The following is a 12662-nucleotide window of genomic DNA, read 5'->3' on the forward strand; positions in this document are numbered from 1 at the left end:
TCCGGCTCACCTGTGCCTGTTGGGCCGCCCTTCGGCCGGAGCGTCCGGGCGGTAAGCTCCGCACAGGACGCGAACTCAGGGGAAGCCGGTGCGAATCCGGCGCTGACCCGCAACCGTGTGCCGACCGGGCTGCCCGCCCGGCGGTGAGCCGGAGCACCTGCGCGTCCATCGGCGATCTCGTCGCGGCCTGCGAGATCCTCAGCCGTTGACCGCCACGGGCCGCGCGACTCGTGGAAGGCAGAACATTGACCACTTCTCTCCTCACCCGTGCGGGTTTCGCGGGTGTGCTCACCCTCAGCTGCGCGGGTCTCACCGGGCTGGCGACCGCCGCGCCGGCGCACGCCGCGACCCCGGACGGCACCACCGCGGGCTACTTCCTCCAGAGCCAGCTCGCGGCCAGCGGCGACCACTTCGTCTCCAGCGGGTACCCCGACTACGGCCTGACGATCGACGGTGTCCTTGGCCTCGACACGCTCCAGGCCGGTCAGACCGAGGCCGCGAAGGCTGCGGCGTATGTGGTGAAGAACGCCGACAACTACAACAAGTACGGCGACGACGTCTACTCCGCGTCGACGGCCAAGCTGCTGGTGTTCACCGAGGCCCAGGGTCTGCCCACCGCCGAGACAGTCAAGCAACTGCAGTCGCTGAGGCAGAGTAACGGCGAGTTCGCCGACACGGACACCTCGACGGGCAAGCCACTCTCCCCGAACTACGCCAACACGCTCGGCCAGTCGTTCGCGATCATCGGTCTGGTGCGGGCGGAGCAGCCGGACGCCACGGCCGCCGATTTCCTGGCGAAGCAGCAGTGCAGCGACGGCGGTTTCCGGGTCTCCTTCACCGGCGCCTGCACCGGCGACCCCGACGCGACCTCGTTCGCGGTGCAGGCACTGGTCGCCGCCGGTGGCCATGATGCTGCGGTCACCAAGGCGGTCAACTTCCTCGCGGGCAAGCAGCAGGCGAACGGCGGCGTCGTCGAGCCGGCCGCCCAGCCCGCACCCAACACGAACAGCACCGGCCTGGCGGCCGTCGCGTTCGCACTCGCCGGCAAGACCGCAGCGGCGAACAGGGCCAAGAGCTTCGTGCAGAGCTTGCAGTTCGGCTGCGACGCACCGGCGGCCCTGCAGGGCGGGATCGCCTACGACCGGGCCACCTTCGACTCGCTGACCAAGCAGGGTGGCAAGGCCGTGGCCAGTGCCACGGAGGACCGCGCCACCACCCAGGGTCTGTTCGCCTTCACCCAGCAGCCTTACCTGACGATCACCGCAGGCGGTGCGGCGACTGCTCCGGCACTGTCCTGCGCGACGGCCAGCCCGACCTCCACCACCAGCCCGACCTCGACGGCCACCTCGACCACGGCCACGTCGACCACGACCGGCCCGCCGATCGTCACCGACGGCCCGCAGCCCGGCGGTAACCGCGGAGTGCTGTTCGGCGGCGCGGCGCTGCTGGGCGGCGCGGCACTTGCGGGCGCGGGGCTGCGTCGCCGGATGCGCTCCCACAGCTGACGCCGGATGCGCTCCCACAGCTGACGCCGGATGCGCTCCCACAGCTGACACCGACCGCCCCACCACCTCTCCACCAGCCACGACCCCTCACACCGAGAGGCTCACCTACGACCGAGAGGCCCAGAAGTCCGCGGCAAATCGCGGCGGCATTCTGGGCCTGTCGGTGTGTTTGTGAGCCTCTCGGCAAGGGGTTACTTCAGCGCGTCGTCGAGGCCGGCGATCGCGAGCTCGAGCAGCTGCGCCAGCTTGGCACGCTGGGACTGCGGCACCTGGGCGAGGACGTCGGACTCGACCATGTTGTCCTGCCGGACGACCTGACGGAACATCTCCCACCCGTCATGGGTGAGCTGCACCAGGATCCGGGTGCGGTTCTCCTCGTCGGGGGTGCGGTCGATCAGGCCACGCTCGGCCATCCGGTCCAGGCGGTGGGTCATCGACGACGGCGCCACGGCGGTGGCGTCGGCGAGTTGCGACGGCGTGGAGATGTTGTCGTCCGCTTCCGCGGCCAGATAACGGATGACAGCCCATTCGCCGGGGGTGATGTCCAGGTCGGACAGCTGCTGGCTGTACCACTGCGAGAGCCGCCGGGCCAGCCCGTGCACGGCGGTGATGACACGCTGGACCTGTTCGTCGCCGCCGGCAGCGACATACGCCGCCACCTCGGTCTCGTACCGGCTCCGCTCGGATCTCGCAGACATGTCCATGACGCCCCATTAGAACGTATGGCGCCCGCCGCGTCCCGGCGCACCGACGGTGGCCACCGCCGATTAGGGGCGACACGCCGAAGACTGATAGCCTGTGCTCGCCGTGAAACCGGCCGCGGATCAAGAGCGCCCTGGTGGAAATGCCCAGGAGCACCGCGCAACCACACGAGAACGGAGATCGCCCACTCATGCCTCTGGAGACAAGCGTCAAGGCCCAGATCATGTCCGAATACGGCACCAAAGAGGGCGACACCGGTTCGCCCGAGGTGCAGATCGCGATGCTGACGCAGCGCATCAAGGACCTCACCGAGCACGCCCGTCAGCACCCGCACGACCACCACAGCCGCCGCGGGCTGCTGCTGCTGGTCGGCAAGCGCAAGCGCATGCTGCGTTACCTCGAAGAGGTCGACATCGAGCGTTACCGCTCCCTGATCAAGCGACTGGGTCTGCGTCGCTGATCGTCACAATGACTTACGCCAGCGAGGCGGCTACCCCTGTCGGTAGCCGCCTTGTCTGCGTGAGCGGGTAATGGCGCGAGCGGCCCGACAAGGATGCGGCCGCGCCCGTCATACGACCCGTCATGTTGGAAGAACCACGCACAACGACGATGCGTGGCCTTGAACGAAAAAGAACAGGAGGGCCCAATGGAGGGTCCAGAAATCACTTTCGCCGAAGCCGTGATCGACAACGGCAAGTTCGGCACGCGCACGGTCCGTTTCGAGACCGGGCGTCTGGCGAAGCAGGCCGCAGGGGCGGTCGTCGCCTACCTGGACGACGAGACCACGGTCCTGTCGACCACCGCCGCGGGCAAGCAGCCCAAGGACCAGTTCGACTTCTTCCCGCTCACCGTCGACGTCGAGGAGCGGATGTATGCCGCGGGCAAGATCCCGGGCAGCTTCTTCCGTCGTGAAGGTCGCCCGTCGACCGACGCGATCCTCACCTGTCGGCTGATCGACCGCCCGCTGCGCCCGGCCTTCGTCAAGGGTCTGCGCAACGAGGTCCAGGTCGTCATCACCGTCCTGGCACAGAACCCGGACCACCAGTACGACGTGCTCGCGATCAACGCCGCCTCGGCGTCCACCCAGATCTCGGGTCTGCCGTTCTCCGGCCCGATCGGCGCCACCCGGGTGTCGCTGATCGACGGTCAGTGGGTTGCGTTCCCCAACTACTCCGACCTGGAGAACTCGGTCTTCGACATGGTCGTCGCCGGCCGTGTGGTCGGCGATGACGTCGCGATCATGATGGTCGAGGCGGAGTCCAACGAGTCGACCTGGGACCTGGTCAAGAACCAGGGCAAGGCCGCGCCGACCGAGGAGTCGGTGGCACAGGGTCTGGAGGCCGCGAAGTCGTTCATCCGCGTGCTGTGCGAGGCGCAGAGCACGCTGGCGCAGGAGGCCGCGAAGCCGGTCCAGGAGTTCCCGCTCTTCCTCGACTACGAGGACGACGCCTACTCCGCCGTCGAGGCCGCCTCGGCCGACAAGCTGCGTGAGCTGCTGTCCATCGCGGACAAGCAGGACCGCGAGTCCCAGCTGGACGAGTTCAAGTCGGAGCTGAAGGCCGAGCTCGCCGGTGAGGGCAAGGCGCTGGAAGGCCGCGAGAAGGAAGTCTCCGCGGCATACCGTGCGGTCCAGAAGAAGCTGGTGCGCGAGCGCATCCTGCGCGACAAGGTCCGCATCGACGGCCGTGGTCTGGCGGACATCCGTGCGCTGTCGGCCGAGGTCGAGGTGCTGCCGCGGGTGCACGGTTCGGCGCTGTTCGAGCGCGGGGAGACCCAGATCCTGGGCGTCACCACGCTGAACATGCTGCGCATGGAGCAGCAGCTGGACACGCTGTCGCCGGTGTCGCGCAAGCGCTACATGCACAACTACAACTTCCCGCCTTACTCCACCGGTGAGACCGGCCGCGTCGGTTCGCCGAAGCGCCGCGAGATCGGCCACGGTGCGCTCGCCGAGCGCGCGCTGGTGCCGGTGCTGCCGACCCGCGAGGAGTTCCCCTACGCGATCCGCCAGGTGTCGGAGGCGCTGAGCTCCAACGGCTCCACGTCGATGGGCTCGGTCTGCGCTTCGACGCTGGCACTGCTCAACGCCGGTGTGCCGCTGCGCGCGCCGGTCGCCGGCATCGCGATGGGTCTGGTGTCGGCCGAGGTCGATGGGAAGACCGAATACGCTGCGATGACAGACATCCTCGGTGCCGAGGACGCCTTCGGAGACATGGACTTCAAGGTCGCCGGCACCCGTGAGTTCGTCACCGCGATCCAGCTGGACACCAAGCTCGACGGCATCCCCGCCGACGTGCTGGCCGGTGCGCTGACCCAGGCCCGCGACGCGCGTCTGCACATCCTGGACGTGATGCACGAGGCGATCGACGCTCCCGACGAGATGTCGCCGTACGCCCCGCGCGTCATCGCGGTGAAGATCCCGGTCGACAAGATCGGTGAGGTCATCGGCCCGAAGGGCAAGATGATCAACCAGATCCAGGAGGACACCGGCGCCGACCTGTCCATCGAGGACGACGGCACCGTCTACATCGGTGCCACCGACGGTCCGTCCGCCGAGGCTGCGCGTGCCGCGGTCAACGCCATCGCCAACCCGCAGATGCCCGAGGTGGGCGAACGCTTCCTGGGCACCGTCGTGAAGACGACGACCTTCGGTGCGTTCGTGTCGCTGCTGCCCGGCAAGGACGGTCTGCTGCACATCTCCGAGGTGCGAAAGCTGGTCGGCGGCAAGCGGATCGACGCGGTCGAGGACGTGCTGAAGATCGGCCAGAAGGTCCAGGTCGAGCTCAAGGAGATCGACCCGCGCGGCAAGCTGTCGCTCGCGGTCGTGCAGGAGGCCGTCGACGACGCCGCCGCGTCGGACGACGCCCCGGCCGCCGCCGACTCATCGGACGACGCTGCCGCCGCGGACGCCCCGTCGGACGAGGACAAGGCGGGTCGCGAGCCGCGTAAGCGCAACCGCCGTCGCGGTGGTCGTGGTCGCGGCAAGGACAACTCCGACGGCGCTGACGCCGGCGAGGAGTCGGTGGACGCCGACGCCGAGCCCGTCGCCGTGGAGGACTGAGTCCGGCATACGCCACATGGAGGCGGCCCGGCCGGCGCGTTGTGCGCCGGCCGGGCCGTTCTTTGTGCCATTTCCTGGTTAGGCTCGCCGGTATGACGACTCCGCTGCTGCTGACCTGTCCGGTGGGGTTGGAGGATCTCGTACGGGGCGATCTGCGTGATCGGCACGACGTGCACTCGACGCTGGTCTCGCTGGGCACGATCCGGTGTGAGAGTCCGGTGTCACGCGACCGGCTGCCGGCCATGGTGGACCGTGTCGCGGTGCCGCTGGGTGTGCCCGACAACGACCTGTCGCCGGCGCAGGTTACGGCCGTGCTGCGGGAAATCGACTGGCGCAGCTACGGACTCGAGGATGAGGTGCCCTTCCGGGTGCACCTGCCCGGCGAAAGCTCTCGCGCGAGGCGGGACGAACTCACGCAGGCTGTTTCTGCTGCGCTCGGGTGGCGGAACGACCCGTCCCACTGGAGTGTCAACCTCGACGTCTCGGAGGAGGCCATGACAGCCGGCACTATCCGCGCCGAACTGGGCCCGTGGGCGTGGGCGGCACGTTTCGGGTTGTTCGAACGGTTGCCGGCGACAACGCCCGGACCGGTCGCCGCCGGCCTGCTGCGACTGGCCAAACTGCAGGACGGCCAGACGCTGCTGGACGTGTGTGGGGGAGTCGGCACCGTGCCCGTGCTCGACGGGCTGTTGCGCGCAGGGCGGTCGATCACCGTCGACAACGACACAGCGTCCGTGGCTGCGGCCGGACGCAACGTCGTCTCCCACGATCTCGCCGGCCGGGTCGAAGTGCTCGACGCCGACGCGTCCGACCTCCCCCTCGCGGCCGGCACGGTCGACAGGGTGGTGAGCGACCTGCCGTTCGGCAAGCGCATCGGCAGTAACGAGCAGAACCGCACGCTCTATCCGGCGATCCTGCGGGAGGTCGAAAGAGTGCTGACCGCCGACGGCCGGTGCGTCCTGCTGTCCGACGACAAGCGGGTCTTCGCCGAATCCGTTGCAAAAGCAAGAGGTTTGAAGATCGCAGGGGAGCGGGTCATCCGCTACAACGGAGTCACGCCCACGGCATACATCGTGCGGCGCAGCCGCCGCCAGAAGAAGAGAGGACGATGACCCGTCACCAACACGCCAGGGGAGTGCGGATCGGCTTCGCTGAAGCACCCTCGCACGTCCGCGAATGGGTGCCGCGGGCCCGCGATGCCGCGCCGATCTTCACCGACGGGTGGCGACTGCTCGCCGAGCGGTTGGACCAGGTGGACCCGTGGTGGGTGGAACGACACGACGAGTTGGCGGGATACGCCGCGCGTGCGGTCGGCCTCATCGACGGTGATGCGTTGCTGCACTGGGATGTTCGTGCCGACAACCTCATCTTCGGCGAGCACCGCGACGTGCTGATCGACTGGGGACAGGTGCGTCGCGGTGCCCCCTGGATGGACCACGCGATCCTCGCGATGGATTGCGTGCTGAGCGGCAGCGAGGTCTCGGCGCTGGAGTTCTTCCGCACCGATCCCGCCCTCGCCGACCGGGATCCGGCGGACCTCGTGTCACTCATGGCATCCGCGGCGATGACGTTCGCGGCGCGTTCCGCCGATGCGGCGCCACCCGGGCTGCCGACGATGCCCGCGCTCCGGGCGCGCTGGGCGGAGAACCTGCGGCACGAGCTGGACCGCCTCCTCTGACCGACCGGCTACGCAAGTGCCGGAGGCTGGTCGGGCCACTGTATGGCGTAGCCGGCCTGTCCGCTGTCGTGGTCCGTCCCGCCGCGGGCGCAGCCGGCGCCACGACGCAGCCGGACGTAGCGCAGCAGTTCGCGGAGGATCCCGGCGTTGCCCATCGCCCAGCCCGGCTGTGGCGGGAGGTCCGGGGGATCGGCGCGATGCTCGGTGTTGGACCAGCGCGCGCCGGCGTCGTCGCCGATCACCCGCTCCAGCAAGTCCGTCACGAGCGTGTCCGCGAAGCCGAAGTCGTCGCCGCGTTCGACGATGCGGTCACAGGCCGTTGCGAGGACACCCGCGGTTCCGCAGCACCGGGCGTTGTTGTCCCAGAAGCCGGGTCGGAGCCGGGCCGGCAGTCCGGAACCCACGACGGTCGCCCAGCACCGGTCCTGCAGCTCGATCCAGCGTCGCTCGCCGGTGACTTGGGTGAGCAGCCGGAACAGCTGCGCGTCGCCAGCGGGCCCGTTGCACCAACCGTAGCTCCACCGTTCGATGATGTCCGGGCGGTGCGGTGGATCCGAGTGCGGCACGAGAAACCCGTTGGGACCCGCGGTGTTCCGGGCAATCACGTCCTCTGTCGCGAGGACGGACAACTCCACCAGCTCAGCACGACCCGACGCCGATCCGACCGACGCCAGGGCGTACGCGATCCCGAGCGTCCCGTGCGCCATGTGGTGCGACCGTGGGGGCGTCGGACGAACCGCCCAGTTGACCCCGTGCGCGGTGCGGTCCGCCTGCTCGACATACGGGAGCACGGCCTCGACGGCGAGATCGAGATCTCCGGCGCACAGCGCGCCGAGGCCGACGCCGGCGTTGCCCATGAACAGCTCGAACATCGGGTTCCAGCGCTCCCCGTCGAACAGATCACGCACCCTCGCCAGGGCCCGCTGTGCCGCCGCGGCACGCCCGAGCCGGTGCAGGACGAGAGCCATGCCGGCGAGCCCGAAGTAGAGCGACGCGTTGTCGCCGGCTTCGGCGAACTCGCTGACCCGGTCGAGTCCGCGCGCGATCGCGCCGTCGTACGAGCTAATGCCGAAGTGTGCCCGTGCCTCGTGCAGGGCGAGCAGAATGCCCGAAATGCCGTGGTAGAGAGAGGGATCAGTCGCGTCGGAGACCCCGGTCGTGAGAAGCCAGTCTGCGGCCGAGCGGGCGACATCCTCCACGAGGTCGACGTCGGGCGACGAGCGAACGGCAGTCACTCGTCACACCAGGTCGAGTTCGAGGGCGCGTAACACGGCCCGGGTGCGGTCCCGGACGCCGAGTTTGGCGAGCACGGTCGACACGTGATTCTTGACGGTGCCGGGTGCAAGGTGCATCGCGGACGCGATCTCCTTGTTCGAGAAACCGCCGACCAGCATCCGCAGCACCTCCTGCTCGCGGGTGGTCAGCTCGATGTGCACCGGAAGGTCGGTCGGTTGCGTTGTCGTCGCACTGGATTCGCCCAGCCGGTTCAGCAGTCGCTGGGTGACCGCTGACGAAACCATCGATCCGCCGGATGCGACGGTTTCGACGGCGGCGACGAGATCGTCGAGCGACACGTCCTTGAGCAGATAGCCGCGCGCCCCGGCACGCAGCGACTCCAGCACCTGTTCGTCGTCCTGGAAGGTGGTCAGCACCAGGCAGGGCGGCGGATCCTCGCGGCCGGCCAGCTCGTGCAGCACCGCGATCCCGTCGAGCACCGGCATCCGCAGGTCGAGGAGTATGACGTCAGGCCGCTCGATCTGCACCAGCTCGAGCGCCTTTCGGCCGTCGGGTGCGGATCCGATGACCTCGATCCGGTCGCTCAACCGCAACAGCCCGACGATGCCGTCACGCACGAGCGTCTGGTCGTCGACGACCAGCACCCGGATGGGCGCGCCCTGCGTCATACCTGCTCCTTCAGCGGCTGCTCCGTGGATGCTGCATTCTCGCCCATCGGTGCCGACGCCTGCACCACAAATCCTCCGCCGGGCACCCCGCGCCAGACGACCGAACCGCCCACGGCCGCGAATCGCTCACGCATACCGCGCAATCCGTTGCCCTCGACCGCGGTGACGGCTCCACAACCGTCGTCCCGGACGACAACGGAGAAGGTTCCGTCGCTGACCTCCAACGCAACCCACGCCTGTGACGCACTCCCGTGCCGGACGGCGTTGGTCAACGACTCCTGCACCAGCCGGATCGTCGCGTGCTGCAGGGCCGCGGGCAACAGGGTGGCGAGATCGGCCTCGCTCAGGTGCACCTGGAGCCCGGGCCACGCGCTGCTGAGGGCCTGCAGCGACTCGGCCTCCGGGGGTGCCTCGCGCAGCTCCGTCACCACGCTGCGCACCTGGGCCAACAGCTCCTTGCTGGCCAGTTGCGCGCTGTCCAGATAGCTTGCGGCCTCCTCCGGGGGCAGGTGGCGTGCGGTCTCCAGGGTCAGCGTGAGACCGGCCAACTGGTGACCGACGACGTCGTGCAGTTCCCGGGCGATCCGCAACCGCTCCTCGGCCGCGCTGTGCTCGCGCAACTGCGCCTGCGCCTCACGGAGCGCCTGGTTCGCCTGCTCGGCCTCTTGCCGGGCGCGTTCGATGACGGCGGTCTGCTCGACGCCGACCAGCACGAAGACGTCGACGATGAGCGTCAGCACGGCATACCAGGTGCAGGCCATGAGTGACGCCTGGCTGTTGACGAGCGCCATCAGTGCCGTGCTGGCGGGCAACAGCACGAGAATGGTGAGCGCCGAGACACGCAGCGGCACGAAGTTCGCCCAGACCGCGGTGACGACCGCGAGCAACATGACACTGAAGCCGTAGGTCGAACCCAACGCCGCGCCGAGGTAGCACAGCACCACGAAGAGGCCGACGATCGTCCAGGTGCGGGCGTTCCTCGGGAAGACGATCCGGGTGCCGGCGATCAGCGTGAAGATCGCCACGATCAGCGCCACGCAGGACCAGTAGACGATGCGCAGCGGGAGCGCGAGGTCGGGCAGACCGCCGAGCGGGATCGGCGCGAGAGTGAAGATCGCAATGGCGATGAGTCCGTTGACGAACTGCAACCGGTCCAGCATCCGCATGACTTCGACCCTAGGCCGCCGCGCGCCGGCGTGCCCGTGCCGAAGGTCACGACGACGCCACGTGGACACCGGAAGCACACTTTCCTGAGAAGTTCTAGAGTGCGGTCCGTGAGTTCCTTGCACGAGACCTTCCGACCGATGTTCGACGATGTGCTGACCCGCAACCCGGGCGAGCCGGAGTTCCAGCAGGCTGTCCACGAAGTCATGGAGAGCCTCACCCCGCTGGCCGACAAGCACTCCGAATACGCGCAATGGTCGATCCTGCAGCGCATCTGCGAGCCGGAGCGCCAGATCATCTTCCGCGTGCCGTGGGTCGACGACAGCGGCGAGGTGCGGGTCAACCGGGGCTTCCGCGTCGAGTTCAACTCCGCACTCGGGCCCTACAAGGGCGGCCTGCGCTTCCACCCGAGTGTCAACCTGTCGATCGTGAAGTTCCTCGGGTTCGAGCAGATCTTCAAGAACGCCCTCACCGGTATGCCGATCGGCGGCGGCAAGGGCGGCTCCGACTTCGACCCGAAGGGCTGCAGCGACGCCGAGGTGATGCGCTTCTGCCAGTCGTTCATGACCGAGCTCTACCGGCACGTCGGCGAATACACCGATGTGCCCGCCGGCGACATCGGCGTCGGCGGCCGCGAGATCGGCTACCTGTTCGGTCAGTACAAGCGGATCACCAACCGCTACGAGTCCGGTGTGCTCACCGGCAAGGGCCTCACCTGGGGCGGCTCGCAGGTGCGCACCGAAGCCACCGGCTACGGCACGGTCTTCTTCGCCCAGGAGATGCTCGCGGCCGGCGGTGGTTCGCTGGACGGTATGACGACCGTCGTGTCCGGCAGCGGCAACGTCGCCATCTACGCGGTGGAGAAGGCCCAGCAACTGGGCGCCACGGTGATCGCGGTCTCCGACTCCAGCGGCTACGTCGTCGACGAGCAGGGCATCGACCTGGAGGTCCTAAAGGAGCTCAAGGAGGTCCGCCGCGGCCGGGTCTCGGAGTATGTCGACCAGGTCGGGGGTCGGGCTCGCTTCGTGGCCGACGGCTCCATCTGGGAGGTGCCGTGCCAGGTGGCGCTGCCGTGCGCGACCCAGAACGAGCTCGACGAGGCAGACGCGAAGACCCTGGTGGCGAACGGTGTTCGGCTGGTCGCCGAGGGCGCGAACATGCCGACGACCCCGGCCGCGGCCGACATCCTGCGCGACGCCGGTGTGCTCTTCGCGCCCGGCAAGGCGGCCAACGCCGGTGGCGTCGCGACCAGCGCGCTCGAGATGCAGCAGAACGCCAGCCGGGACTCCTGGACGTTCGAGCGCACCGAGGAACGGCTGCAGGACATCATGCGCACCATCCACACGACGTGCATCACCCAGGCCGAGGCCGTCGGTCACCCCGGGGACTACGTCATCGGCGCCAACCTGGCGGCATACATCAAGGTCGCGGACGCCATGGTGGCGCTCGGCGTCGTCTGATCCGACCCCCGCCGCCGCTCCTCCCGCCGGCCACGATTCCTTTCACCGACAGGACACAAAACACACCGAGCGGACACGAAAACCCGGGCACTGGCCGCCGGATTTCGTGTCCGCTCGATGCGTTTGTTGTCCTCTCGGCAAGGGGGTGCCGAAGGTCATGGGTGCGGGTGGTGCCGGTCGGCACTGCCGGCGGCGCGGCTTCCACGGCATCGTTCCGTGTCATGGAACCCATGGCAGTCATGCGCGGCGTGAGCCGCAGCTTCCGCGGTCAGCTGGCGGTCGACGCCGTCGACCTGAGCCTGTACCCGGGCGAGATCGTCGCGTTGCTCGGCCCCAACGGCGCCGGAAAATCGACCCTGCTGGACATGCTGCTCGGGCTGCGCGACCCGCAGGCCGGCTCGGTGCGTGTCTTCGGTATGCCGCCCACCGTGCGCCGGGCGCGCGGCCGCATGGGTGCGATGCTGCAGGACACCACCGGCCCGCCCGGGCTGACGGTCGCCGAAACGGTCCGGCTCACCCAGCACCTCTACCCGCGCCCGGCCCCGGTGTCCGAACTGCTCGACATCGCCGGCCTGTCGGACAAGGCGGATCGGCGGGTCGGAGAGCTGTCCGGCGGTGAGCGCCAACGGCTTTCGCTGGCGCTCGCCCTGACCGGGTCGCCGGAGTTGCTCGTGCTCGACGAACCGACGGCGGCGCTCGACGTCGCCGGGCGCCGGGGGCTGTTGCGGTCGATCCGCGAACTGGCCGTCGACGACCGGGCGATCGTGCTGGCGACGCACGACCTGCGCGAGGCCCAGGAGATCGCCGATCGGGTGGTCGTGCTGCACCACGGCCGCAAGATCGCCGACGGTGACACCGCCGAGGTCGTGGGCCAGGTCGGTGTCCGCCGGGTACATTTACGCACCGACCTCGACGTCCTTCGGATCGCGAATCACCCAGGGGTGCAGAGCGTTTCGATCACACCCGACGGCCGGGTCGAGTTGCTCGCACGTGACCCGGAGGGTTTGCTCGCGGGACTGTTCGCCGACGGGCACCACGTGACCGACCTGACCGTCGCGGACGCCGACCTGGAGTCCGCGTTCGTCGCCTTGACCGAGGATGGAGCCGCAGCATGAGCACCCCACGAAGTTCTCCGCTCGTTCCTCGCTCCGATACTTCGCGGGGACCCCGCAGAAGCACTGCAACTTC

At 68.8% G+C, this 12662-nt stretch carries 11 protein-coding genes; 7 read left to right on the forward strand and 4 right to left on the reverse strand.

Going from position 1 to position 12662, the window contains the following annotated elements; genetic code table 11:
* The first annotated feature begins 245 nt into the window (after nt 1-245).
* Nucleotides 246-1505 (forward strand): prenyltransferase/squalene oxidase repeat-containing protein, encoded by a 1260-nt coding sequence (locus tag FHU39_RS02175; protein ID WP_183318545.1) that lies wholly within the window; start codon nt 246-248, stop codon nt 1503-1505.
* Between the two features lie 191 nt (nt 1506-1696).
* Here the strand turns inward: FHU39_RS02175 and FHU39_RS02180 are convergent, their stop codons facing one another.
* Nucleotides 1697-2203 carry a MarR family winged helix-turn-helix transcriptional regulator gene (locus FHU39_RS02180; protein WP_183318547.1) on the reverse strand — a complete coding sequence of 169 codons (507 nt, stop codon included), beginning with the start codon at nt 2201-2203 and terminating at the stop codon, nt 1697-1699.
* Between the two features lie 194 nt (nt 2204-2397).
* On the opposite strand from FHU39_RS02180, the gene rpsO reads away from it, so the two are divergent.
* The 4 genes from rpsO to FHU39_RS02200 all read left to right on the forward strand — a co-directional run bounded on the left by rpsO (nt 2398) and on the right by FHU39_RS02200 (nt 6946).
* Nucleotides 2398-2667, forward strand: coding sequence for a 30S ribosomal protein S15 (gene rpsO / locus FHU39_RS02185; RefSeq protein ID WP_183318549.1), 270 nt, complete (start codon nt 2398-2400; stop codon nt 2665-2667).
* Between the two features lie 186 nt (nt 2668-2853).
* The gene (locus FHU39_RS02190; protein ID WP_183318551.1) at nt 2854-5268 is read left to right on the forward strand and encodes a polyribonucleotide nucleotidyltransferase; all 2415 of its coding nucleotides are present in this window, start codon (nt 2854-2856) and stop codon (nt 5266-5268) included.
* A 92-nt stretch (nt 5269-5360) separates the two neighbouring features.
* Nucleotides 5361-6380 carry a methyltransferase domain-containing protein gene (locus FHU39_RS02195; RefSeq protein WP_183318553.1) on the forward strand — a complete coding sequence of 340 codons (1020 nt, stop codon included), beginning with the start codon at nt 5361-5363 and terminating at the stop codon, nt 6378-6380.
* Nucleotides 6377-6946 carry a phosphotransferase family protein gene (locus tag FHU39_RS02200; RefSeq protein WP_183318555.1) on the forward strand — a complete coding sequence of 190 codons (570 nt, stop codon included), beginning with the start codon at nt 6377-6379 and terminating at the stop codon, nt 6944-6946. The genes FHU39_RS02195 and FHU39_RS02200 overlap by 4 nt, the downstream gene beginning before the upstream one ends.
* A gap of 8 nt (nt 6947-6954) precedes the next feature.
* Here the strand turns inward: FHU39_RS02200 and FHU39_RS02205 are convergent, their stop codons facing one another.
* The 3 genes from FHU39_RS02205 to FHU39_RS02215 are packed head-to-tail and all read right to left on the reverse strand — an operon-like array spanning nt 6955 to nt 10016.
* Nucleotides 6955-8181, reverse strand: coding sequence for a lanthionine synthetase LanC family protein (locus FHU39_RS02205; RefSeq protein ID WP_183318557.1), 1227 nt, complete (start codon nt 8179-8181; stop codon nt 6955-6957).
* Between the two features lie 3 nt (nt 8182-8184).
* Nucleotides 8185-8850, reverse strand: a complete 666-nt coding sequence (locus tag FHU39_RS02210; protein WP_183318559.1) for a response regulator — start codon at nt 8848-8850, stop codon at nt 8185-8187.
* Nucleotides 8847-10016 carry a sensor histidine kinase gene (locus tag FHU39_RS02215; protein ID WP_183318561.1) on the reverse strand — a complete coding sequence of 390 codons (1170 nt, stop codon included), beginning with the start codon at nt 10014-10016 and terminating at the stop codon, nt 8847-8849. Before FHU39_RS02215 ends, FHU39_RS02210 begins: the two co-directional genes overlap by 4 nt.
* A 117-nt stretch (nt 10017-10133) precedes the next feature.
* Between FHU39_RS02215 and gdhA the strand changes: the two genes are divergently transcribed.
* Nucleotides 10134-11474, forward strand: a complete 1341-nt coding sequence (gene gdhA / locus FHU39_RS02220; RefSeq protein ID WP_183320838.1) for an NADP-specific glutamate dehydrogenase — start codon at nt 10134-10136, stop codon at nt 11472-11474.
* Between the two features lie 230 nt (nt 11475-11704).
* Nucleotides 11705-12589 (forward strand): ABC transporter ATP-binding protein, encoded by an 885-nt coding sequence (locus FHU39_RS02225; RefSeq protein WP_221185095.1) that lies wholly within the window; start codon nt 11705-11707, stop codon nt 12587-12589.
* The last annotated feature ends 73 nt before the right edge of the window (nt 12590-12662 follow it).

Origin of the sequence: Flexivirga oryzae, assembly GCF_014190805.1 — a bacterium.
Classification (GTDB): Bacteria; Actinomycetota; Actinomycetes; order Actinomycetales; family Dermatophilaceae; genus Flexivirga; species Flexivirga oryzae.